This window comes from Desulfovulcanus ferrireducens, from assembly GCF_018704065.1.
Lineage (GTDB): Bacteria > Desulfobacterota > Desulfovibrionia > Desulfovibrionales > Desulfonatronovibrionaceae > Desulfovulcanus > Desulfovulcanus ferrireducens.
The window spans coordinates 91,058-116,083 of record NZ_JAGUQP010000002.1 but is presented as its reverse complement, the minus strand read 5'-3'; the positions used below and the strand labels follow the sequence as shown (position 1 = coordinate 116,083).

Here is a 25,026-nt window from a genome sequence, read left to right as displayed (position 1 = left end):
TATGACCAAGAAAGAAAACATTCGCAATTTCAGTATAATAGCCCATATTGATCACGGTAAATCTACTCTGGCTGACCGGATCATGGAAATAACAGGTCTTATCTCTGAACGAGAGAAAAAAGACCAGTATCTGGACAAAATGGATCTGGAACGTGAGCGGGGCATTACCATAAAAGCCCAAACCGTTCGCATTCCTTACAAAGCTCCGGACGGCACAGAGTATATTTTAAACTTGATTGACACTCCCGGACACGTGGATTTCTCCTATGAAGTCTCCAGAAGCCTGGCCGCGTGTGACGGTGCACTTCTGGTCGTCGACGCAACGCAAGGCGTAGAGGCCCAGACTCTGGCCAATGTCTATCTGGCCCTGGATCACGACCTGGAAATTATCCCCGTCTTAAACAAGATTGATCTTCCAAGTAGCGATCCGGACCGGGTAGCCCAAGAAATTGAAGAGGTTATAGGCCTTGACTGTACAGACATTGCCCTGGTCAGTGCCAAGACAGGTCAAGGGGTGACAGAACTTTTGCAAAAGCTGGTCGAGCTCATTCCTCCTCCAAAGGGAGAGAAGGATGCACCCTTAAAGGCCCTGATTTTTGACTCCTGGTATGACTCTTACCTTGGAGTTGTTGTCCTGTTTCGAATTCTGGAAGGAAGCATCAGGCTGAACCAGCCGATCATGATGTACTCCACCGGCAAAAAATACGAAGTCACCAAGCTGGGGGTCTTCTCTCCGGAAGCGCAGGACATCGAAGAATTAGGACCAGGGGAAGTGGGTTTTTTATGTGCAGGCATAAAGGAGCTTAAAGATGCACGGGTGGGGGATACCATTACCTCCCCTGACCGGCCAACTGATAAGCCTTTTCCTGGATTTAAAAAAGTCAAACCCATGGTCTTTTGCGGTCTATACCCGGTTGAGTCATCCGAATATGAAATACTGAAAAGTGCTCTGGAAAGACTGCAATTAAATGATGCTGCGCTACAGTTTGAACCGGAGACATCACAGGCCCTGGGTTTTGGCTTTAGATGCGGCTTTTTAGGCCTTCTGCATATGGAAATCATCCAGGAAAGATTAGAGCGCGAATTCAAGGCCAATCTTATCGCTACCGCACCTTCTGTTGTCTATAAGGTCGAAGAGGTAGATGGCCGGGTTTTCGAAATTGATAATCCGTCCAAACTGCCCCCGCCCGAAAAAATTGCATCCATTTATGAACCCTTTGTCCGCCTGGAAATCCACGTACCAAACGAGTTTGTAGGCAATGTGCTGAAGTTGTGTGAGGAAAAAAGGGGTATCCAGAAGGACCTGCGCTATCTCACGTCAACCCGGGTAATTATCACTTATGAGTTGCCTTTTGCCGAGATCGTTTTTGACTTTTTTGACCGTCTGAAATCTGTCACCAGGGGCTTTGCCTCGTTAGATTACGAGGTCATTGACTTTAGACCTTCCAACCTGGTGAAACTGGATATCCTTATAAATGGCGAGCCTGTCGATGCCATGTCCTGTATTGTCCATCGCGACAGCGCTTACCATAAGGGCCGGGCACTGGCCCTGAGGTTAAAAAAAGTTATCCCCAGACAACTGTTTGAGGTGGTTATCCAGGCTGCAATTGGCAATAAAATTATTGCCCGGGAAAGGATAGCGCCCCTGCGCAAAAATGTTACCGCCAAATGTTATGGTGGTGATATAACGCGCAAAAGAAAACTATTAGAAAAGCAAAAAGAAGGAAAAAAACGCATGAAAAAAATGGGTAGTGTGGAAATCCCTCAAGAGGCTTTCCTGGCTGCCCTTAAAGTAGAGGAGTAAAGGATAAGATATGAACCCACGCTGGCAAAAAATACTTAAAGAATATGCTGAAGCCCTGATAGTGGCCTTGATCCTGGCCTTTTTTATTCGCTCATTTGTGGTCCAGGCCTTTAAGATTCCTTCCGGCTCAATGCTCCAAACATTACAGATTGGGGATCATCTCCTGGTAAACAGATTTATCTATGGTTTAAAAATACCATTCACAGACACATATATAGTTAAATTTTCTGATCCTAAATTTCAGGATATCATCGTTTTTGAATTTCCTGAGGATCCATCCAAGGACTTTATTAAAAGGGTCATTGGCGTGCCCGGAGATGTCATTGAGATCAGAAACAAGGAAGTCTGGCGTAATGGACAAAAGCTAAATGAACCCTATGTCCAGCACACTGATCCACGCATCATTCCCCACCGGGACAACTTTGGTCCCATTAAAGTCCCGGAAGGGAAGTATTTTGTCATGGGCGACAACCGGGATGAGTCTTACGATTCCAGGTTCTGGGGTTTTGTGGACCGGGATAAAATCCTGGGCAAAGCCTGGATCATCTACTGGTCCTGGGCCGGATTTAAACACGTCCGCTGGGACCGTATTGGACATTTGATTCACTAGCGCCTTCTAGTATCGAAGACAAAAGAAGTTAATAAAAGGGCGAGATTTCGGTTTACTCGCCCTTCTCCACACATATCCGCCCCCCTTTTTACCCTTTTGCCCCTTTACCTTTTCTTGGATTAATGCATAGAAGAAAAAAATGTTTGCAAAAATCAGCACGGCATCCCTTCTAGGAATTGATGCCTTTAAAGTGGAACTGGAAGTAGATTATTCCCGCTCAGGCATTCCAGCTTTTACCTTGGTCGGTCTGGCTGAAGGAGCAGTAAAAGAAAGCAAGGAACGGGTCTTTTCTGCCTTAAAAAACAGTGGATTTAAACTCCCCCCTGCAAGGATTACAATCAACCTGGCCCCTGCCAACATGCGTAAAGAAGGGAGCAGCTTTGATTTGCCCCTGGCACTAGGGCTTTTAGCTGCTACTGGAGTAATCCCCGCCAAGAGCCTTGAAGGCTTGTTTATGGCTGGAGAATTATCCTTGACTGGTGAACTAAGGCCCATAACCGGCGCCCTGCCTCTTGCCCTTAAGGCCAGGCAGGAACAAGCCAAAGCAGTAATCTTGCCCAAGGACAATGCTAAAGAAGCCGCCGTTGTCAAAGGTCTTGCTGTGTATGGACTGGAGAGTCTGGCCCAGACAATCCAACTGTTGTTAAACGAGCTTTCTCTGAGTCCTACTAAGTTTGATCTGGACAGTCTGTGGCAGCAAAGGCAGAGTTTTTTTATGGACTTCGCCGAAGTCAAAGGCCAGGATCATGCAAAGCGGGCCATTGAAATTGCGGCCGCTGGCGGACATAACATCCTTTTTATGGGTCCTCCGGGCAGTGGCAAAACCATGCTCGCCCAGCGAATCCCCACGGTCCTACCGCCACTGACCTTTGAAGAAGCCCTGGAAGTAACCAAGATTTATAGTGTCTCTGGCCAGCTTCCCAAAGGTCAGGCCATGATCGTTAACCGCTCATTCCGTTCTCCCCATCACACAATATCTGATGCCGGACTTATAGGTGGAGGTCATTATCCCCGGCCAGGGGAGGTCTCTCTGGCCCATCGAGGCGTACTTTTTTTAGATGAACTTCCTGAGTTTAAAAAACATGTTCTTGAGGTTCTACGCCAACCTTTAGAGGATGGACAGGTGACCATTGCCCGAGCAGCAATGTCTCTGGTCTATCCGGCGGATTTTATGCTTGTGGCGGCCATGAATCCCTGTCCCTGCGGCTACTTAGGTGATGACCAGCATCCGTGCACCTGCACTCCAACCCAGATTCAGCGTTACCATTCCCGCCTTTCCGGACCGTTGCTGGACCGTATCGACCTGCACATTGAAGTTCCGGCTGTACCTTACAAGGATCTTAAACAATCCAGGGGTTCAATGGATTCGGCTACCATGCGCAACAATATTCTTGACGCCCGGAAAATTCAGACCGACAGGTTTAAAGATCTGCCTTTTTTAACCAATAGCCAACTTTCTGGAAAGTGGCTAAATGAGTTTTGTCAGTTAACAGAAAAGGAACATAATTTTCTGGAGGTTGCCGTGAATAAATTAGGGCTTTCAGCCCGCTCCTATACCCGGATCTTACGCATCAGCCGATCCATTGCTGATCTGGCCGGGGAAAATAAAATAAATACTGCTCATCTCGCTGAGGCAATCAACTACCGTAGTCTGGACAGACAAGAACAGAGTTATTTTTGACCGTTTAAGAGTCTGTAGCCAAACCCCATTTTAACCGTTGATTGAAAATCTTGGTTTCTGAAATGCATTACAAACGGCTTTTTGTACCAGCATGAAAGAAACCAAGATGAAATAAACCTTGGAAATTAAATTGATTAAAGGTTCGGCCACAGGCTCTTCAATCAGTTCTATCTGCCTCTTTACTCAATCCAATCATCATCCTCTTCTATAGGTGTGAATCCTCGACGCATGGTATTTTCTGTAACACAACGGGGATCAAGAAATTGAATCAAATAATCAGGGCCGCCAGCTTTGGAACCTACACCAGACATCTTAAAGCCGCCAAAAGGCTGCCGCTCAACCAATGCGCCAGTAGTGCCCCGGTTAAGGTAAAGATTTCCCACCCTGAATTCTCGTCTGGCCTTCTCCAGATGTTCTGGACTACGGGAAAACACGCCACCGGTTAGAGCATACCGGGTAGAGTTGGCCCATTCAATGGCCTGATCAAAATTTTTGACCTTCATCACAGCAAGGACAGGTCCAAATATTTCTTCCTGAGCAATGCGATGTTCAGGAGTTATTCCTTCCACAATAGTTAAAGGCACATAGTAACCTTTGTCAGGAATATCATCCCGGCAAACTAATACCTTACCTTCTTTTTTGGCCAACTCAACATATTCCAGGATCTTTTTCTGAGCCGACTCGTCCACAACAGGGCCCATATAATTGGCTGGGTCTTCAGCAGGTCCGATTTTGATGGATTTGGCTGCCTCCACGAGACGATGCACAAATTTATCATAGACTGCTTCCAGAACAATTACCCGTGAGCAGGCAGAGCATTTCTGCCCCTGATAGCCAAAAGCAGAATAGATGATCTCCAAAACAGCCTCGTCCAAGTCAGCATCGTCATCGACAATAATGGCATTTTTACCACCCATTTCCGCAATAACCTTTTTTACCTGCTCCTGTCCCGGCTGTACCACAGAGGCTTTATTAACTATACGTAACCCCACTTCCACGGACCCGGTAAACGCAATCAAGCTGACATCAGGATGTTCAACCAGATAATCTCCAATGACCCTGCCCCGACCAGGCACAAAATTGAATACCCCTTCGGGAATACCAGCCTCCTTATAAATCTCGGCCAGAGTATAACCCACAACAGAAGACAATCCTGCCGGTTTGTATAACACACAATTACCTGTGACTATCGCTGCTGAAGTCATGCCGCAACTGATGGCCAGGGGAAAGTTCCAGGGAGCTATCACTGCAGCAATACCTTTTGGCTGGTAAAAGAGATGATTTATTTCTCCCGGTGCCCGTCCCATTCTCCGAGGGGAACCCAGGCGTATCATCTCCCGAGCATAATATTCCAGGAAATCTATGGCCTCAGCCACATCTGCATGAGCCTGATCCCATTGTTTACCTACCTCCAAGATCTGCCAGGCGGATAAACGAAAAATATTTTTCCGCGCAATATCAGCCGCCTTAAACAGATACTTGGCCCGTTCCTCAGCAGATAAATCTCGCCAGCCAGGCAGGGCCTGCTTGGCGGATGCAATGGCCCTATCAATCTCCTGTCTAGAGGCCTGGCAAACATATCCAATGACCTCATCCGGATTAGCCGGATTTACTGAAGGCAACTTATCTTCGGTAAAAACTTCTTCGTTGTTTATAATCAAGGGGTAAGTTTTTCCCAATTCTTTGCGCACTGAAGCAATGGCCTTGGGAAAGGCCTCACGTTCAGACTCTTTGGTAAAGTCCACAAAGGAGTGATTTTGAAAAGGTGGTACTTCAACGTCTGGCTTTGGCTTTGACTTTTTCCGGAGCTTTTCCTGGGCTGCCAACACTTCTGGATCTTCCAGCAAGCGGTCCATTTCCGCGCCTTCCACAAAACTCTGGCGCAAAAAGGATTCGTTGGCAGTATTTTCTAAGAGACGACGAACCAGATAGGCCATACCAGGCAAAAGCTCTCCATAAGGAGCATAAAGCCTGACTCGTTTAGCCACATTTAAGAGTCCTTTGCGTACTGGCTCAGCCATGCCATATAAGACCTGAAACTCATAGCGTTCTTCAGGGACACCCAAAGCAATGGCCATCTCCATTACAGCAGAAATGGAACGGATATTGTGCGAACCGCAGGCAAAATAACAAACATCGTGGTTTTCCAAAATTTTCAGGGCATGTCGCTCAAAGGCCGCATCAGTCTCTGGTTTTATGGTGTAAACCGGAATGTCCCATCCCCTTTGCTTGGCAATAACTGTCTCATAATCCCAATAGGCCCCTTTAACTAACCTAATAGAAATGGGCAGCCCCTCTGACCTGGCCCATGTCAATAATTCTTCCAAATCCCGGTCCGTATCTTTGAGATAGGATTGCAAGACCACGGCCAGCTGATCAAAGTCACGAAATTCAGGATCACTGCGCAGCCGCTTATATACTTCCAGCGTAATATCTTTAAATTTATACTGCTCCATATCAATGCACAGATGGGCTTGCATTGCCTTGGCCTTGGCTACAATAGGACGCAACCGGTCACAGATAGATTGGACAGAACCCTCAAAATCTGAAGGCCTGGCCTGAGAATAAAGAGCAGATGGTTTTATAGATACATTAATTTTAGGAGCATAACCCCAATCCAAATCACCTCCGCCTAATCCTTTCCACTTTTTACTCTCTTTGGCCAAAATTTCCATCAGCTCCAGATAACTTTGCTGGTACTGGACCCCCTCCTCCTCACTGACAGTAGCCTCTCCTAATATATCAACAGTAAAGGCAAAATTATCTTTCCTAAGTTTTTTTAAGGTCTTGGTTGCCTGTTTGGTATTCTCTCCAATAATGAACTGCTTGGCCATATTTTCGATATTGGCACGAATAGTCTTAGCCAAAACCTTTCCTGCCAAGCCCTTGCTCAAACCTGCCCCTTTGGCCCCCCACTTAAGCACTGGAGGGAGATCATGCTCATCAGCAGCAAAATATTCTTGTATGTGTCGGGTCAAAGATTCGGACCTGTTTAAATAGGGTAGAACATCCACAAAGCGAAACAACTGAACCTTAAAGTTCTCATTGCGCATGGCCCAATCCATGACCTTGCCAGTCCACCACCCCTTGTTAAAAATGGAGGGGGCTTCCCCGCTGATACTCTTGAAGAATTCCTTACCGCGCTCTCTGATTTTGGGATTGAGTGCTTTCTTGTCCATATCTCCCCCTTTTGGTTTTAATGAAGGTATACGGCTAAGTTAAAGAAATTCCATTATCTAGACCTTCTTTCCTGTAGTGCGGCAGGCAGGTTTTCTGTAACTTAGGATATATCTTCACTTTCCTGACTATTACCTTTTCTAGCTCCCTTTTTGCCTCCGGCTCTAGCCACATCAACGCGATCCAGATCCAGGGCCAAGCTTTCTTTAATGTCATTTAAGACCAGAGTCGTCCTGGTATCTTTAACCCCGGGAATAGCACCGAACTTTCTCAAAAGTTCTGTCAAAGCATCTGTATCAGACACCCTGGCCTTTAAGAGATAGTTATATTCCCCAGCAGTAAAATATACTTCCTGAACCTCTGAAATCTTGGCCAGTTCATAACCTATCTCCACCGATCCGACCCGTTCCTCAGTCTTAACCATGATCAACACAGTAAGAACCAATCCCAAGGCCTTGGGATTCAAACGCACTTCATATTTTTGGATAATTCCTTTACGCTCGAGCTTTCGCATCCGCTCCAAGATTCCTGAGGGAGCCATACCTACCCGTCGCGCAATTTCTGCGTTGGAAATCCGGGCATTTTTTTGGAGAATGTTCAATATTTTCTTATCAACTTCATCAATCATTCTGCTACCTCTCTTTTTTAGAAAATAAAATTCAAAAAAGAACAAAGTCAAGAATAATTTTTCTCCAATAACAAAAAAGCCCGCAAAAGCGGGCTACAACTTACAAAAATACAGTAAAACCACGACTTCATAGAGCCGATTATTCTTACAAACATCATAATGGGCCATTTGATTATCTCTAGGCTAGGCAGGACTGAAGACGTCGGGCTGCAGGCTGCATCCCTGGCTAAAAATAAATCTTTCTAACATCTTCAATATATTTCAACTAGTTATGCAGTCACTAAGACTGACTTTATAAGGATACAAAAAATTTGTTTAAAAAATAAACATTAATAAAGATTTTTAGAAAATTACCAACATGCAATTACCAACTTAACTGGACAGTGAATCAGCAGCTTCTAGAAATTGTTTATATCTCCTGTCATAGGGCGGGAAGTTAAAAAAGGCTGACCCGGAAACAAAAACATTGGCACCGAGCGCAACCAACTGCCCAACATTCTCAGGGCTTACCCCTCCATCCACCTGGATAAAGGTATCAGCCTGCGCTTCCCTGATCATTTGGGCCAATCTTTCTATCTTTTTTAGTGTAAAAGGAATAAATTTTTGCCCCCCGAAGCCAGGATTCACACTCATAATCAAAATCATATCCAATTGGGGGATTAAATATTCCACACAGGATAGAGGGGTAGCTGGGTTCAAGGCCACAGCACACTTTACCCCTCTTTTTGCAATTTCAGCCACTGTCCGCTCTAAGTGGATGGTGGCCTCAGCATGGACACAAATAAGGTCCGCCCCAGCAGACACAAACTCATCTACATACCGCTCCGGCCTGTCTATCATCAGGTGTACATCAAAAAAAAGCCTGGACCTCGAGCGTAGTTTTTTTATCACCGGCGGGCCAAAGGTAATATTGGGCACAAAAAGGCCATCCATAATATCCCAATGGACCCACTTTACACCTGCCTGCTCCAGGGCCACAAGCTCCTCTTCCAGTCGACCAAAGTCGGCCGACAAAAGAGAGGGGGAAATAATAATTTCTTTATCCATAACAGCTTATTACTCCTCCATAAAAAATGCATTGACCAAACACTCAATCCCAAAACTTTTCATGAAACAATTTTTGCCAATTATCAACCTTTAACGCCCCCAAACATCCTTTCTCGACTAACCACCCATCCTTATTCAAGAAACTTTATTAGCTTGTTATTATTTTAATTCTGCCTATTACTCTGTGCTTGCCGTTAAGAGTAAAGATACCGCAAAAATCCAATCTCTCCTTGGCAAAAACTATTTGTTATGTTAAAAAAGTTAAAGTCGCTCCAGTAAAAACAGTTTTTAAATAAACCATAAGAGACCTCATCATGAAAGAAGTTAAGGAGCTTATAAATCGGTTTCAGCCAAATACTTATGCGGGCCGTTGCGGGAAGATATACACGGATACTTCCGATTTTATGCGCATTGGCCACGGCGATGTAATCAAAATCGGGGGGAAACATTATTTTGTCCTTCGAGATGAGGTCGAGCGCTCCTTTGGTCTTGAAGATCCAAAATATTGGGTCAAGCGGTGCAAACTCTTGGAAACAGGTGAGCGAAAACTTCTTAAACTCGTCTTTTATGAAAAATTTTTCTTAAACTTCGAGGGGACTCAAATACTTTGCTACAGGAGTCCGCGAAAAGAAGCCCGCATCTTAGACCTTGTCCGGGGTGATAAGCGCTTTATGCAAGGATTCTCTATCGACGATACCGCAGGAAATCGTGTACGGATTATAGATCTTATCAGAGGGAAAAGGCTGGATATAGTAGTATTCGACATCCAGGCTGATCATAAAACCTATTTTCATGAATTTTTGCCTGAAATTTTAGAGAAATTTATTGATGCATGCGAAGCCATAGCTTTTCTGCACAAGCATGGAGAAAAGCACGGCGACATCCGCAGAGATCACCTGTGGGAAGACTCAAAAACCAAGCAATACCGCTGGATAGACTTTGATTACACTTTTGACTTCTATGAAAACCCTTTTGGCCTGGATATCTTTGGGCTAGGCGCACTTTTGCTTTATTTAGTGGGGAAAAATTACTACACCCCCCAAAATCTGTCTGACTTTGACTTTTCAGCCGATATCCTCGCCTCACTGAAACAAGAAGATTACCTTCTTTTGTTCCGCAACAGACTGGCCAACTTGGGCAAGCTCTTTCCTTATATCCCCAAAGAGCTCAACTGGATGTTGCTGCATTTTTCTTGCGGGAGCAATGTGTTTTATGAAACCGTAGATGAATTTTTAAAAGATCTCCGCGCCTGTGTACGATTAATCAAATAAAGACCTGTAAGGAGATGGCTATGGACATGAAAAAAATTCTCATTGCCATTGATGGCTCGGAAAATTCCATGCGTGCTGTATCCTATGTAGGATCGATCGTAGGGAATTGCCCGGGATTTCGGATCAAACTGCTCTATATCGAACGATTGCCATCCCGAGATTTCTTTGCAGACGAAGAAACATGGCTCGAAGAATGCAAAAAGCAGAAAGAAACCATGCAGGAGTTCTTGCATAAAAGCCAAGACCTGCTGATATCCAAAGGCATTCTGGAAGAAAATATATCCAGGGAGTACATCGAGAGTTGCCAATCCCCCACTGCCTCCAGGTTTAAGTGCAGCCAGGGGACGAGCATCGCCCAGGATATCCTTGACACGCAAAAAAGAGAAGGCTGGGAAACGGTGGTTATCGGCAGAAGAGGAGTTTCAAAAACAGATGAATTTTTATTTGGCAGCGTATCCAACAAAATCGTTCACGCTGCCAGAAGCTGCACCGTCTGGGTTGTACAATAAACCGGAGTGCGTGCTTACAAAAAAAGCCAAACCCGAAACACAGACAATGACTGTCTTTGCGGCAGACCCTGATAGTTATTCGTCCTTGTCCATGGGAAAATCCACTTTGATCTTAAACATCTTCCTGGCGGGCAAATTCAAAATTTCTATCCCTGTCTTTTGGGTAATGTCCCTTAAGGCCTGCTGCACAAATTCTTTGGAGGGACCAATATAGGTAAACCAGACGTTCTGCCTGTGGTTGCGCAAGTAGTTATGCGTCACGCCGGGGTGCTTGTTTACTTCTGCTACAAACTCTGCAAGCTTTTCTTCCGGGACAGACGCAGCGCACAGGGTGCTGTGCCAACCTAGTTTACGCGATTGAAAATTGCCTCCGATTCTCCGAATCACTCCCTTTTCCTTTAAAGCCCTGACCCTGGCCAAAGTCTCCGCCTCAGTCAGCCCCACCATCTCGCCTACTTTGGCATATGGCCTGGAAACCAAAGGAAAATCCGTCTGAATGATGGCTAAAATTTTTTTGTCGATTTTATCCATAGATTATATGACGTTGTTTAGTTTATTGAATTTACGGTTGATTAGTTAAAAGGTTGGAAAATGATGTAAACAACCAGGGAAACAAACTTGTCATTAAATCTGTAAACCCTGCTAATCATCGAACCAAACCAACCAATTAACCAAGCCTCCTGGGCTTGTAGGTACATAATGGCTCTTCAGCCAGATAATTGCCATAAATGGTATGGGCCCTGGCCCTGCAACCACCACAAACACGGTGATACTCACAAATTCCGCACTTTCCCTCGTAGCACTCTGGATTGCGTAAGTTTAAAAACTGAGGGCTTTTGGCCCAAATCTCAGGAAATGGAGTCTGTTTCACCTGGCCGCAATCGAGTTCTAAGTAACCACAAGGCTGAACCTGGCCAGTGTGCGAAATAAAGCAAAAACCGATGCCGCCAAGACAACCCCGCGTCATGGCATCAAGGCCGAAGTTTTCTCTGGTTACAGGCACTCCTTCTTCCTTGGCCCTTTGACGCATAATCCGGTAATAATGCGGAGCACAAGTAGCCTTTAGATGCATATCGGTTTTCTTGCGAAAATCATAAAACCAGTTGAGTACTTCTTCATACTCTTGGGCAGTGATAACCTCTTCCGCAAGGCCTGCACCCCGACCCGTTGGTACAAGCAAAAAGATGTGCCATGCTACAGCGCCCAGGTCCTGAGCCAGATGAAAAATTTCTTTGAACTGGCTCAAATTTTTCTTGGTCACGGTAGTGTTGATCTGAAAAGGAATACCGGCTTCCTTTAAGTAGCCGATCCCCCTTAAGGCCTGATCAAAGGCCCCGTTTACGCCACGAAAACTATCATGGCTTAAGCTGTCAGGACCATCAATGGAAATGCTGCATCTTTGTATGCCTGCTTCCTTCATCTTGAGGGCGTTTTCTGCCGTTATCAATGTCCCGTTTGGAGCCAGAACGCAGCGAAGGCCCTTGTCATTGGCGTAGGAAACAAGCTCAAAGATATCCGGTCGAAGCAGTGGTTCTCCGCCAGTAAAAATAATCACCGGATCTCCGGTTTGGGGAAATGTATCAATAAGAGCCTTGGCCTCTTCCGTAGTCAACTCTCCCGGGTAAGGCTCTGGATGAGCCTCAGCCCGGCAATGTTTACAGGCCAAATTGCAAGACCTGGTAACCTCCCAGGCAATCAACCTCAATGGAGGCACTTGATTCTCTTTTTGTGGATACATTTAAATTTCCTTCTTATGGCTTAAACTAGAAACTTTTCTCAGCTGGAATCTTTCCTTGCCAGCAATTTATTATAAAGTCAAAATCAAACACGTTTCTATATTCTGGCCACAAAAACACGCCGTGCTTCCTTATCCTCCAGCATAAGTATTCACACATCCCAAACAGACTTCTCTAATTTTTTATGTACACATCAAATAATTCTTGACAAGAATAAGCAAGATAATTATGAAGTTATTTCTTCGTTTGTGGGGCTGTAGCTCAGTTGGGAGAGCGCTTGAATGGCATTCAAGAGGTCAGGGGTTCGACTCCCCTCAGCTCCACCAAAAGAAATCAAAGGCTTATGGGCTATAATCCATAAGCCTTTTTTGTTTTTTCAGCCCATTCTATCCCAAAATCTTTGCCACCCAAAACCCCTAGCGGTCCAGCCAGGGCTGAATCGCAGGGGTACCCATCAATGTTATCTTAAAGTTAATTTGCTCGCTTCTTAGCGGCAGTCTCCAGGACATGGCGTTTCCTGGCACAAAGGACCGCCTTTCGCAGGCGAATGGATTTTGGAGTAACCTCGACAAGCTCGTCTTCCTTGATAAAATGGATGGCCTTTTCCAAGGTCATGGGCATAACCGGGGTGAGGGTCACTGCTTCGTCCTTTCCGGAGGCACGCAGGTTGGTCAATTTTTTGCTCTTGCAGGGATTTACATTGATATCATTGCTCCTGTTGTGCTCGCCAATAATCATGCCTTCATATACGGGTTCACCAGGGACCACAAACAACCGTCCCCTGGGTTCGAGGTTAAACAGGGCATAGGCCACACATTCACCTTGACGGTCAGCCACGAGCGCGCCAGTAAACCTTCCCTGGATAGGACCGGCATAATCCCCATACCCTGCGAACAGGGTATTCATAATGCCCGTGCCTCTTGTATCAGTTAGAAATTCATTTCGGTACCCAATAAGACCTCTTGCAGGGATCAAAAACTCCATGCGCACCCGGCCATTGCCGTTATTAACCAGGTTGATCATCTTACCCTTGCGCATGGACAGCTTTTCGGTGACCACGCCCATGAAGTCCTCCTCGCAATCTATAAAAACCTTTTCCATGGGCTCTTGCAGTTTCCCTTCTACTTTCTTGAAAATAACCTCTGGCCTACCCACGCATAGCTCGTACCCTTCTCTGCGCATTGTCTCAATAAGTATGGCCATCTGAAACTCCCCCCTGCCTTTGACAATAAAGCTGTCTTTGTCGTCGGTCTCTTCCACCTTAATAGCCACATTAAGCAGGGTCTCCTTGAGCAACCGCTCCCAAATTTTCCTGGATTGGACATACTTGCCTTCTCGACCGGCAAAAGGAGAGGTATTTATGCTAAACCTCATGGACACAATAGGTTCATCCACTGTAATCCTGGGCAGCGCTCTGGGTGATTCTTGAGTACAAATGGTGTCCCCGATCTTGACATCTTCAATCCCGGAAAGAACCACGATATCACCCGGCGCCACCTGATCTACTTCTTTATAATTTAGCCCCTCATAAACCTGCAGTTTTGTTACCTTTAAGGGAATTTGCTCCCCATGCTCATTGATACAAACCAGAGTCTCATTGGAGCGGACACTACCGTGAAAGACCTTGCCGATGGCTAGTCGGCCCAAATAGTCAGAATAGCTCAGGTCAGAAACCAGCATCTGAAATGGCTCTTCAGGAGCATAACTAGGAGCAGGAATTTCTTCCAGGATTGTTTCAAACAATGGTTCAAGATCCTCGCTTGGATCATCCAGGCTCTTCTTGGCAACCCCATCCTTGCCAATGGCGTACAGTAGAGGAAACTCCAATTGTTCTTCAGTAGCATCCAGATCGATGAGCAAATCGTAAACCTCGTCCAAGACCTCTCCAGGCCTGGCATCTTTGCGATCAATTTTATTAATGCAAACAATAATGGCCAGCCCGGCCTCCAAAGCCTTTTTCAGGACAAATCTGGTCTGAGGCAAGGGGCCTTCTGAGGCATCAACCAGTAAAATAGCCCCTTCAGCCATGGACAGGGAACGTTCGACTTCGCCTCCAAAATCAGCATGTCCAGGAGTATCAATGATATTAATCTTCACACCCTTCCAGTTCACAGAACAATTTTTGGCCGCAATTGTAATCCCTCTTTCGCGCTCCAGATCCATAGAGTCCATGACCCTTTCTTCGACTTCCTGGCCTTGGCGAAACAGCCCGCTTTGTTTGAACATGTTATCAACGAGGGTAGTCTTGCCGTGATCTACATGCGCAATGATTGCGATGTTCCTGATATTTTTATTTTGTAATCCTGATTTATGCATGAATATCTTCCTTATACAAGTAACATGATTATTTGGTCCAATGAAAAAGCGGTTCAACCAAGCAGTTGAACCGCTTTTTCTTAGCTGAGCTCAAGTTTACATAATTACGCCACGTTAGGTAAAAAATCAATATAAAGATTTCGGCATATCTCCTGACTTTCCTAGAGCTTAACGCCTCGAAATACCGTGTGATGATTTATGGACATACTCTCCCATCGAGAAATGAGGTGGCCAATTTGACGAAGCCGTGCATCATCGACTACTTTTAGACCATGACACTGGAAATTATTCTTAAAGATGTAGATGTAAATCTTGGCCCCAAAAAAATCTTGCATCGTCTTAACTGGCGCATAGAATCCGGGGAAATCCACTTTGTGCAAGGCCATAACGGATCCGGCAAAACCACTTTCTTACGACTTTTGGCCGGCCATGTCTGGCCAACTCCTGAAACGTACAATGGAAGAAGCTACGTCGTAAACGGAAGAAAGAGCCACAGCCCTGCCTTGGTCAAAGAAAAAATCAAAATGGTCTGTCCGGAAGACTATGCCTTTTACGCCCATAATAACCTGAATTTAAAGGTACTTGACCTGGTCTTGTCGGGAATAAACAATACCATTTACCAGTATACCCGCCCAAAAGAAGAGGATATCGAAAAGGCCATTGAGTTGCTGGAACTGTTTGATCTGAACGGGCTTAAGGAAAAAAGGTTTTTGACCCTGTCTTCCGGACAGGCTCAAAGGGCCTTGATTGCCAGGGCACTGATGGGGAATCCAAAACTCCTGCTTCTGGATGAACTAGGACTAAACCTGGACCACAAGGGTCGGCTAAAATTATTTTCCATCCTGGAGCAAATTGTAACGCAAAGGTCCTGCGCCATTGTCTGTACAACACACCAGGCCGAGGAAAAACCGGCAAATATCCAATATTTCTGGCAAATTAAAAATGGACAGATTTTAGCACAAACGGAGCAACCGCCACCCAAAACTTCTAAACCTAAACACCTATCTCAACCACAAAAACTTTTAAAATCACCTCTCAAAGAGGGCAAAACACCACCAGCTTACGCAGCTATCGCTATTCAACTCCGCAATGTTTCTGTACAACGAAAAGGGGAACCTGTCCTTAAGGATATTCATTTTGAGCTCAAAAAAGGAGAGACCTGGGCTATTCTTGGACCCAACGGCAGCGGCAAGAGTACATTTTTACGCCTGCTACTCGGCGAAATTCACCCACTTCCGGGCGGAGAGATAAAGTGGTGGGGAAAGAGCAAAACAACCTTGTGGGAACTGCGACAAAAAATCGGTTTTGTCTCCCCGGAACTGGGAGCCCAGCTCAGGCCAGAGATGACAGTGTTTGAATTGGTTGCTTCAGGCCTTTTAGGTACCATTGGTATCTGCCCTGAACTCGAGGAAAAAGAAAAGCTTTATGTTTTAGACTTCTTGCATAAATGGGAGGCTGACACTCTAGCCCATATGCCCATCCACACCCTTTCCTTTGGCCAGGCTCGAAAAGCCCTCCTGCTGCGGGCCTTGATAAACAACCCGGAAGTACTCCTTCTGGATGAAGCTTTAACCGGCCTGGACGAGAAAGAAAGGCATCTTTTTCTAAGAACTTTAATAAAGGCCGTAAATAAAGGCACAAACCTTGTTATGACCACCCATTATCCCCAGGAAATACAGCATTTCATTAGTAAAGGTATCGTTTTAAACCAGGGCAGAATTGTCTATCAGGGAACCTTTAAGGAAGCTTTAAATGCGTGGCTAAACCAAGAGTAAAGAGGCCTGTGAGAGATTGAAAGGACTGAAATTAATCATGAAATTTGAATTGGTAAAAGGGTTCGGCCACAGGCTCTAAACAAAAAAAAAGCCCGGGGCAAAGGCTCCGGGCTTTTTTATAGACGTATAGTCAAGACTTCTACAGAAACGGCATGTATTTCTTGATCTCGAACTCGGTCACTTGAGTGCGATAGTCATCCCATTCCATCTTTTTGTTGGCGATAAATTCATTGAAGATATGCTCGCCTAAAGCCTCTTTGATAACCTCGCTCTTTTCCAGTGCTGCAATGGCTTCGCCAAGGCTGCCAGGCAGGCTCTCAATGCCGTATTCGGCCTGTTTTTTCTCATCCATATCAAAGATGTTTTCCTCAACAGGAGAAGCCAACTCATAGTTTTCTTCGATACCTTTCAGACCGGCAGCGAGCATTACGGCAAAAGCCAGATATGGGTTACATGCTGGGTCTGGAGAACGAAGTTCAATACGTGTTGCTGCCTCTTTGCCTGGTTTGTACATAGGTACTCTGACCAGGGCAGACCTGTTTCTCTGAGCCCAGGCTATGTACACAGGAGCTTCATAACCGGGAACCAGACGCTTATAGGAGTTGACCCACTGGTTGCACACTGCGGTGATTTCCTTGGCATGCTTTAAAATACCAGCAATGTATTTCTTACAATCAGCACTTAAGCCGAACTCTTCTTTAGCATCAAAAAAAGCATTCTTGCCGTTCTTGAACAAAGACTGGTGAACATGCATACCACTACCATTTTCACCAAACAAAGGCTTGGGCATAAAGGTAGCATAACAGCCGTGCTTGCGGGCCACTTCCTTGACTACGACTCGATAAGTAACAGCAGTATCAGCCATTTTCAGGGCTTCTTGATAGCGCAAGTCGATTTCATGCTGGCTAGGGGCCACTTCATGGTGGCTGTATTCAACCTGGATACCCATATTATTCAGGGCAAAGACAATATCCCTGCGGATATCATTACCCAAATCTAGCGGAGGAGCATCAAAGTATCCGCCAGTGTCTAAAATCTTAGGACTTTCCGGGCTTTCAAATACAAAGAATTCCAATTCTGGGCCTACATAAAAAGTATAACCCTTTTCAGCAGCCTTGGCGAGCATACGCTTTAAAACATAGCGGCTATCGCCTTCATATGCTGAGCCATCTGGGTTCTTGATGTCGCAAAACATGCGGGCCACTGGTTTTTCTGATGGCCGCCAGGTAACAAACTGAAATGTGGTAGGATCAGGATAAGCGACCATGTCACTTTCATGAATGCGGGTAAAACCTTGAATGGATGAACCATCAAAGCCCATTCCTTCCTCAAAAGCAGCTTCAAGTTCAGCCGGAGTAATCTGGAAGCTCTTCAAGGTTCCGAGTACATCCACAAACCAAAATTGAATAAAACTGACATCATACTCTTTAACAGCCTTGACTACATCGTCTGCATTCTTACAATTGAAGATAGGGGTATCAGCCATTTTTTACCTCCGTTTATTAAAATTCTTTAGCAAATGCATACAATATAAGGGCCAAAAGTTAAAAGACTGTTATCTTTTAACTATTTATAAAAAAACAAACCAAGTGATTTCTTATAAAAATTCACAATTTTGTTATAAAAACCTTGTTAATAAATTTCTTTTTTTACAAATTTGTCACCCAAAAACTCACTTCCATTGCCCCATAAAATCACTACTGCTTCCCCCATCTTCAATGTGTCTGATTAGCGCGCTACCAAAGACTACGGCATCAATATGTTCCGCAATAGACCCAAGCTGATCAGGGGATTTTAAGCCAAAACCCAGGGCGATAGGACAGGAAAAGACCTCTTTTGCCTGTTTTAATTTTTCAATTAACACCTGATTAAGATCTACCTTACTTCCGGTAATACCAAGGACAGAAACCATATATACAAAAGCCGGATCCAGCTCGGCATACTCTTCCATTCTGGACACAGAAGTATTTAGGCCAAGCAAGGGAATATATTCCAATCCTTGCGCTTTAAACTCACTAAGGTATGGCTTAACCTCTTCCAATGGGAGGTCCGGGACAATAAAGCCACTTACCCCTGCCTCCTTAGCCGTAGCCAATAATTTTTTTATACCAAATTGCAGAAAAGGATTAAAATAACCCATAAGCACAATCTCAGCCTTTAGTCTAGGTCTATATTCTTTAAGACCTGCAAATATCCACTCCAGGTTTACTCCCTGCGCAAGGCATTTAATCGAGGCCCCTTCAACAACCGGCCCATCAGCCACAGGATCAGAAAAGGGAACTCCAATCTCAATGATGTCTGCATTATGCTCATCTAACATCAAAATCTCTTCCCAGAACCTCTGCATACTGGGAAAACCAGCTGGCAGAAACGGGATCAGGGCTTTACGCCCCTCAGCTCCCGCTTGATTTATCTTATCTCTAAGTCCTTGTTTACTCATTATTTGCTCCACCAAGTTTATGCGTTCGTTGGCCTTGTTGTGTTTGCAGTGAACTTGCTCAACTATTCTCCAGACCAAAAACTATGCCCAGATCCTTATCCCCCCGACCGGACAGGTTGACCACCACGTGGTCATCACTATTTAATTTCCCCTTTAACTCAAGAGCATAGGCCACGGCATGACTGCTCTCCAGTGCGGGGATAATGCCCTCTTTTTGGGAAAGGGCATAAAAGGCCTCCAGGGCCTGGTGATCATAAACAACTTCATACCTGGCCCGGCCACTATCTTTGAAATAACTATGTTCCGGACCAACTCCCGGATAGTCCAACCCCGGGGCTATGGAATGGGAAGGTAGGATTTGACCTTCACCAGTCTGCAAAAGGTAGGTATGAGTACCGTGCAGTACTCCGGCAGTGCCCTTATTTAACGTAGCGGAATGATAACTTCCCGGCTTCCCGCTCCCTCCGGCCTCAACTCCAACGAGTTCCACTTCCTTGTCGGGATAAAAAGGATAAAATATGCCCATTGCATTGGAGCCTCCGCCGACACAGGCGACTATAATTTTTGGCAACCTGCCTGTTTTCTCCTTGATTTGCTCTTTTGCTTCCTGGCCAATAACCGACTGCAACTCGCGCACCAGAAGTGGGAAGGGGTGTGGTCCAACAACCGAACCAAGACAATAATGGGTCGTTTGCTGGTGAGAAATCCAATACCTTAACGCGGCATTAATGGCGTCTTTCAAGGTCTTGGTCCCGCTTTGAACAGCTTCCACTTTAGCGCCCAAAAGCTCCATCCGTCTGACATTTATTGCCTGACGCTCTACATCCTTGGCGCCCATAAAGACTATGCACTCAAGCCCAAGCATGGCCGCTGCCGTGGCTGTAGCCACACCGTGCTGACCGGCGCCGGTTTCAGCCACAAGGCTTGTCTTGCCCATATATTTAGCCAAAAGGGCCTGGCCAATGGTATTATTGATTTTATGCGCGCCGGTGTGGGCTAGATCCTCTCTTTTCAGCCACAGATGAAAGCCAAGCTCACGAGACAAGTTTTTACAATAATAAAGAGGAGTTGGCCGACCCACATAATCAGCAAGAATGCCTTTTAATTCCTGCAAAAAATCACTGTGCGCCAAGAATTTATCCATGGCCTGTTCCAACTCTTTAAGAGGTGGGATTAAAAGTTCAGGCACAAACTGCCCGCCAAATGAACCAAAGTAACCTTTTCTCATTCTACTATTCTCCTTTTAAAGACTGCACTAACTCCAATATTTTTTGCTTATCTTTGACTCCCGGCCGCATTTCCACCCCGGAATTAAAATCCAAAGCAAACACTTTTTTACCTAAGCTCTCGCCAAGCTCATCAAGTATGCGGATGTCCAGACCTCCAGCCAGAAAAAGAGGCTTTAATGGTTTGATCTGATTTAAAAACGAACAATTCATCCGCCTACCATGTCCCCCGCCATATTTCCCTGCATCCAAGAGAAAGTACGCACAAAAAGGGGCAAAACGCTCCATTTCTTTTTGCAACTCACTGGGTGTAGAGAATCTCTCCGGCCAAAGGACCTTGATCACCCGTGACGGACCTATCTTAAGACAAAAGTCCTCATCCTGATCACCATGTAATTGGGCCAGATCCAGGCCGGCCATGTCCATAATTTCCAGGACCTGGTCCGCATCTTGCCTGACAAACACGCCTACCCGCTTTTCACCTTTTTGTTCCCACGTAGCCACCAAGGATGGAGATACATTACGCGGACTGGGTGGATGAAATATAAACCCCACATAATCTATGTCGAGTTTTTGACAAAATTGCAAATCGTCTCTATTGGTCAAACCGCAAATTTTAATTTTCATACTGCCTCTTCTTATCCCTTTGCCCTTAACTCCTGAAGTGCCTTGCCCGGATCTGGGGCAGACATAAGCCAGGTTCCAATCAAAAAGGCATCAAAGCCCTCGTCTTTCAGCTTTAGGATCTCTTCTCTGTTTTCAATACCACTGGCACAGATCCACAACTCGCCCTCTTCCTTATATCTGATAAGCTCATACGAGTTCATGATGTCCACTTTCAGTGTGTCCAGATCGCGGTTATTGACCTGAATAATCTTGGCCCCTGCTTTGCGGGCAATTTTTAACTCGTCATGGTTAAATATCTCCACCACAGGGTCTAGTCCCAGTTCATACGTCCTGGCTATCAGGTCCTTTAAAACCGAAACTTCTGGGGTCAGGCGAACAATCAGAAGCAGGGCCGAAGCCGGAGTGGCTGCCGTGGCCACAATCTGCAAGGGATGAAAGATAAAGTCCTTGCGCAAGAGAGGGAGCCCGTAGCCAGCCATCTGACTTAAAAATTCAAGCTGGCCCTGAAAGTACTTCTCTTCCGTGAGCACAGAAATGGCTGCCGCGCCATTTTGACTGTAAATTCTGGCTACCTCCTGAGCATCCAAATCCTTATTGATTACTCCTTTGGACGGAGATGCCCGCTTGTATTCAGCAATGATTTTTATACCATGGCCAACTTTTAAACTTTCGGCAAAAGAAAGGCGCCCCCCGGCATAAGCCTTCGGCAATGCTCCCTTTTCTTCCAGGGCCTTAAGCCTGTCTATTTCTTCTTTTTTAGCCTGTTTAAATTTATCCAGCATGTCTTCCTCGCTATTCTATGGCTCGTAGCTCATAGCTGATCAGCTCTCAATCATTTTAATCCCTTTGGCCACAGCATCCCTTGCCATATCCATACATTCTTTTAAATCCTTGTCCGAATGCAAAAGACTTAAAGCCAGTCCAAGATTCAGGGCCACCATATCCTGGATAGCCTTTGGCCCTGCACCGCTTAAAACCTCTTTTTGCATTGCAAGGGCCTCTTCTTTATTCTCACAGGTCAAATCAGCTGGCTCACACCTGGAAAAACCGTAATCTTGAGGGTCAAGAGTTATTTCCTTTACGCTACCCTCCCGGACCAAACTCACCTGGGCTGGACCACAGGGGGTAAGTTCATCAAATCCACCAGCTCCGTGAACCACAGCAGCAACTTGCACATCACCTCTGGCCAAAACCTTGGCCATGAGCGGTCCATACTCTGGCCTGGCCACGCCCAGAATCTGATGTGTAGGCCGGGCTGGATTCAAAAGGGGACCCATAAGATTAAAGATAGTCCGAATACCCAATTCCTGACGAATAGGGGCTATGAGGGCAAAGGCAGGATGAAAATGCGGGGCAAAAATAAAAGCAAAACTTCTTTGTTCAAGCTCTGCTTTTACCTGCTCTGGATCTTTCAATAAAGGAAGGCCAAGGGCCTCTACTACATCGGCACTGCCACAAGTACTGGAAACGGCCTTGTTTCCGTGTTTAACTACTTTATAACCCAAGTCAGCCAGGAAAAAAGCCACTGCTGTAGAACAATTAAAGCTCTGTTTCCCATCCCCACCAGTACCGCAAGTATCTATACGCACGCCTTCAATATCTTTTACAAGCCTTGCCTTGCCAAGTGCAACCTCAACTGCAGCCAGAAGTTCATCGGCACATTCTCCTTTGCTTTTAAGCCCCATGAGTAGTGCCCCGCTCTGAGCGGGTGTAAGGTCTCCTTCAAACAAAGCCGCAAAAACTTCTTTAGCTTCCGTATATTCTAAATCTTTATGCTCACTAACCTTGTTCAAGATGTCTTTAATATTCATTCTCCTCTCCTTTTTGCTTATTGGTTGATTAGTTGATTGGTCAACTATCCCAGCATCACTCCACCAATAAACCATTTAACTCAACTTTCGGAGTTGTCTAACTCACTATAATTTCAACACTTTTGGAGAGCGCATTTTCTGAGATGCATTACAAACGGGTTGGGCAACACATCTTGGCGAAGTTTGCGAAAAAAAATGTGCATAGGGAGACTACCCCACTAAAATTGCGAGAGATATCAAGAATACAGAAAATGCTTTGAATAACATTTAACTAAAAAACCCCTTTATGCACAATGTGTCCAAGTCTTTGTTAGCACCCCCAGAAAATGTGCTCGTAAATTAACTCCAAAAGTTGAACTATTTAACCAATAATCCAGCCAATCATCCAACCCTAGACCATTAGCCCAACATTTCAATAAAATTTTGAACAAGTTTTGGTCCGTCCGGCGTAAGTATGGATTCCGGATGAAATTGGACGCCCATCCATGGCCGATCAAAATAACAAAGCCCCATGACCTTGTTGTCCTCTGTACGGGCTGTCACTGAAAATAGTGAATCTTTTTGCGGGACAACCACAAGAGAGTGATAGCGACAAACCTGCATGGGATTGGGCAAGCCTTTAAATAACCCCTTATGATCGTGATAAACCAGTGAAGTTTTCCCATGCATGATTTCATCTGCCACTTCCACCTTGGCCCCGGCATAGTAGCCCAGAATCTGATGTCCCAGGCATACGCCCAGAACTGGAATCTCTGGTTTAAGCTTACTTAAAAACTCAAGACATAAGCCTGAATTTTCAGGACTGCTTGGTCCTGGGGAGATGATCACTGCTGTAAGCTCTGGATCGTTTACATAACTAAACAAACTCTCGTCATTATTTCTAAGTACAACAGGATCGTGCCCCATTTTTTGCAGTACCTGCACCAGGTTGAAAGTAAAGGAGTCAAAGTTGTCTATGAGCAAAATCATCAGTGCCTCCTGTGCTGGTTATGGCTTTGTTTATGGCGCGGGCCTTGTTCTGGCATTCCTGCCATTCCTTATCCGGATCAGAATCAAATACGACCCCGGCCCCGGCCTGCCAATAAATTTTACCGTCTCTAACCCACAAACTCCTGATGGTAATCCCAGTATCCATATTCACCTTATCCTTATCCAGACCTATCCAGCCAATAGCTCCGGCATAAGGACCGCGAGGCAAATTCTCGAACTGGGAGATAATTTCCATTGCCCTGATCTTTGGCGCGCCAGATACTGTTCCGGCGGGGAAAGTGGCTTGAATTACATCCAGAGCATCCAAACCCGGCTTTAAGTTGGCTGACAGATAAGAAGTAAGGTGCATAACATGAGAAAACCTTTCCACCTGCATAAATTTATCCACTTCCACGCTGCCTGGCTGAGCAATACGCCCCAGGTCATTACGCCCCAAATCCACCAGCATAACGTGTTCGGCCCGCTCTTTTTCATCCTGGAGCAGATCTTCACTTAAACGCTCATCCTCCTCTTTATCTTTGCCTCTGGGCCTGGTGCCAGCTATGGGTCTCAGCTGCAGTTTATTGCCTTCGCATTTAACCATCAGTTCCGGAGAAGAACCAAGGAGGGTTATCTCTCCCAGATGCATATAAAATGTATATGGAGAGGGATTAATTTGACGCAAGTGCCTGTATACCTGAAAGGGATCACCACTAAAATCAGCAGCAAAACGCACTGACAAGACCACCTGAATGGCTTCCCCCTGCCTGATCAACTCTTTGACCTCGGCCACGCTTTGTTTGAATGTCTCCCGGTCAGGATAAGTCTGTATCGGACCAAGGACATTTTCCCTTTCCTTGCTGTGGCTCTTTGGCCTTGGCAAATTCAAATCATCGTCTAAACTCAACAAAAAACAATGGTGATAAAGGTGCTCAAACAATAAGACCTTACCGGGCAAAACAAGCACGGCCTCGGCATCGGACGGTGGAAGCACGGGTCGCAACTTCGGTTCCCACAGACCAACCAGGCCATATCCCAGATAACCACACAAAGAACGCGTCATGGCCGGAAAAGAACTACCTTCCGGAGGAACGATTTCAATAGCCTGTAAAACCCGCCTTAGCCCCTGAACAAAATCCAACCCTTCAAATTCCTTTAAGCTCTGTAGACGAGGATCGCTAACCTCTACTTTCAGCTTACCCTGAACACTCTCAAGTCTAAGCCGAAAATCCCAGGCCAGAAGACTATATTTGCCCAGCCGACCATCCACCTCTGAACTTTCCAGAAGGATACCCTGCTTGCGACCAATCAGGTCCAGATACAAAGACACGGGGGTCTGAGTATCTGCAGGTAAACACCTTCCTTTTTGTTGTAGCTTAATCATTTTCCTCTCCTTTTT

General features: G+C 45.5%; 20 protein-coding genes and 1 tRNA gene. 7 read left to right on the top strand and 14 right to left on the bottom strand.

The features are described 5' to 3' along the window. The first annotated feature begins 1 nt into the window (after position 1). The 3 genes from lepA (at position 2) to KFV02_RS01640 (ending at position 4,095) form a co-directional block, all read left to right on the top strand. Positions 2-1,804: a translation elongation factor 4 gene (lepA, locus tag KFV02_RS01650; RefSeq protein ID WP_252379794.1), complete on the top strand. Its 1,803-nt coding sequence runs from the start codon at positions 2-4 to the stop codon at positions 1,802-1,804. Between the two features lie 10 nt (positions 1,805-1,814). Beyond that, on the top strand, positions 1,815-2,414 hold the full coding sequence (lepB, locus tag KFV02_RS01645) for a signal peptidase I (protein WP_252379793.1): 600 nt from the start codon (positions 1,815-1,817) through the stop codon (positions 2,412-2,414). Between the two features lie 139 nt (positions 2,415-2,553). Further along, a complete protein-coding gene (locus KFV02_RS01640; protein WP_252379792.1) occupies positions 2,554-4,095 on the top strand; it encodes a YifB family Mg chelatase-like AAA ATPase in 1,542 nt (513 codons plus the stop codon). A 179-nt stretch (positions 4,096-4,274) separates the two neighbouring features. On the opposite strand, the gene pruA is transcribed toward KFV02_RS01640, so the two are convergent. The 3 genes from pruA to rpe all read right to left on the bottom strand — a co-directional run bounded on the left by pruA (position 4,275) and on the right by rpe (position 8,947). Beyond that, a complete protein-coding gene (pruA, locus tag KFV02_RS01635) occupies positions 4,275-7,274 on the bottom strand; it encodes an L-glutamate gamma-semialdehyde dehydrogenase (RefSeq protein ID WP_252379791.1) in 3,000 nt (999 codons plus the stop codon). A gap of 101 nt (positions 7,275-7,375) precedes the next feature. Continuing rightward, positions 7,376-7,900, bottom strand: a complete 525-nt coding sequence (locus tag KFV02_RS01630) for an Lrp/AsnC family transcriptional regulator (protein WP_252379790.1) — start codon at positions 7,898-7,900, stop codon at positions 7,376-7,378. A gap of 372 nt (positions 7,901-8,272) precedes the next feature. After that, complete coding sequence (rpe, locus tag KFV02_RS01625; RefSeq protein WP_252379789.1) at positions 8,273-8,947, bottom strand: ribulose-phosphate 3-epimerase; 675 nt, start codon at positions 8,945-8,947, stop codon at positions 8,273-8,275. 314 nt (positions 8,948-9,261) lie between these two features. Between rpe and KFV02_RS01620 the strand changes: the two genes are divergently transcribed. After that, positions 9,262-10,218, top strand: coding sequence for a serine/threonine protein kinase (locus KFV02_RS01620; protein ID WP_252379788.1), 957 nt, complete (start codon positions 9,262-9,264; stop codon positions 10,216-10,218). A gap of 20 nt (positions 10,219-10,238) precedes the next feature. Beyond that, positions 10,239-10,727: a universal stress protein gene (locus tag KFV02_RS01615; protein ID WP_252379787.1), complete on the top strand. Its 489-nt coding sequence runs from the start codon at positions 10,239-10,241 to the stop codon at positions 10,725-10,727. Between the two features lie 75 nt (positions 10,728-10,802). Here KFV02_RS01615 and ahbA read toward each other — a convergent pair whose 3' ends face one another. After that, positions 10,803-11,258: a siroheme decarboxylase subunit alpha gene (ahbA, locus tag KFV02_RS01610; protein WP_252379786.1), complete on the bottom strand. Its 456-nt coding sequence runs from the start codon at positions 11,256-11,258 to the stop codon at positions 10,803-10,805. Positions 11,259-11,394: 136 nt separating this feature from the next. Continuing rightward, positions 11,395-12,465 (bottom strand): heme b synthase, encoded by a 1,071-nt coding sequence (gene ahbD / locus KFV02_RS01605; RefSeq protein ID WP_252379785.1) that lies wholly within the window; start codon positions 12,463-12,465, stop codon positions 11,395-11,397. Between the two features lie 248 nt (positions 12,466-12,713). On the opposite strand from ahbD, the gene KFV02_RS01600 reads away from it, so the two are divergent. Continuing rightward, a tRNA-Ala gene (locus KFV02_RS01600) sits at positions 12,714-12,789 on the top strand. Between the two features lie 145 nt (positions 12,790-12,934). On the opposite strand, the gene typA is transcribed toward KFV02_RS01600, so the two are convergent. Next, positions 12,935-14,779: a translational GTPase TypA gene (gene typA / locus KFV02_RS01595; protein WP_252379784.1), complete on the bottom strand. Its 1,845-nt coding sequence runs from the start codon at positions 14,777-14,779 to the stop codon at positions 12,935-12,937. A gap of 272 nt (positions 14,780-15,051) precedes the next feature. Here typA and KFV02_RS01590 point away from each other — a divergent pair, with 272 nt between their 5' ends. Then, positions 15,052-16,554 carry an ATP-binding cassette domain-containing protein gene (locus KFV02_RS01590; protein WP_252379783.1) on the top strand — a complete coding sequence of 501 codons (1,503 nt, stop codon included), beginning with the start codon at positions 15,052-15,054 and terminating at the stop codon, positions 16,552-16,554. Positions 16,555-16,693: 139 nt separating this feature from the next. Here KFV02_RS01590 and glnA read toward each other — a convergent pair whose 3' ends face one another. The 8 genes from glnA to KFV02_RS01550 form a co-directional block, all read right to left on the bottom strand. Next, positions 16,694-18,040 (bottom strand): type I glutamate--ammonia ligase, encoded by a 1,347-nt coding sequence (gene glnA / locus KFV02_RS01585; RefSeq protein ID WP_252379782.1) that lies wholly within the window; start codon positions 18,038-18,040, stop codon positions 16,694-16,696. Positions 18,041-18,226: 186 nt separating this feature from the next. Beyond that, positions 18,227-18,994 carry a tryptophan synthase subunit alpha gene (trpA, locus tag KFV02_RS01580; RefSeq protein WP_252379781.1) on the bottom strand — a complete coding sequence of 256 codons (768 nt, stop codon included), beginning with the start codon at positions 18,992-18,994 and terminating at the stop codon, positions 18,227-18,229. 58 nt (positions 18,995-19,052) lie between these two features. Continuing rightward, on the bottom strand, positions 19,053-20,222 hold the full coding sequence (gene trpB / locus KFV02_RS01575) for a tryptophan synthase subunit beta (RefSeq protein WP_252379780.1): 1,170 nt from the start codon (positions 20,220-20,222) through the stop codon (positions 19,053-19,055). 4 nt (positions 20,223-20,226) lie between these two features. After that, complete coding sequence (locus tag KFV02_RS01570; protein ID WP_252379779.1) at positions 20,227-20,847, bottom strand: phosphoribosylanthranilate isomerase; 621 nt, start codon at positions 20,845-20,847, stop codon at positions 20,227-20,229. A gap of 11 nt (positions 20,848-20,858) precedes the next feature. Next, positions 20,859-21,629: an indole-3-glycerol phosphate synthase TrpC gene (locus tag KFV02_RS01565; protein WP_252379778.1), complete on the bottom strand. Its 771-nt coding sequence runs from the start codon at positions 21,627-21,629 to the stop codon at positions 20,859-20,861. Between the two features lie 39 nt (positions 21,630-21,668). Next, positions 21,669-22,658 carry an anthranilate phosphoribosyltransferase gene (gene trpD / locus KFV02_RS01560; RefSeq protein ID WP_252379777.1) on the bottom strand — a complete coding sequence of 330 codons (990 nt, stop codon included), beginning with the start codon at positions 22,656-22,658 and terminating at the stop codon, positions 21,669-21,671. 399 nt (positions 22,659-23,057) lie between these two features. After that, positions 23,058-23,627 (bottom strand): anthranilate synthase component II, encoded by a 570-nt coding sequence (locus KFV02_RS01555; RefSeq protein ID WP_252379776.1) that lies wholly within the window; start codon positions 23,625-23,627, stop codon positions 23,058-23,060. After that, complete coding sequence (locus tag KFV02_RS01550; RefSeq protein ID WP_252379775.1) at positions 23,602-25,011, bottom strand: anthranilate synthase component I family protein; 1,410 nt, start codon at positions 25,009-25,011, stop codon at positions 23,602-23,604. Before KFV02_RS01550 ends, KFV02_RS01555 begins: the two co-directional genes overlap by 26 nt. Between the last annotated feature and the right edge of the window lie 15 nt (positions 25,012-25,026).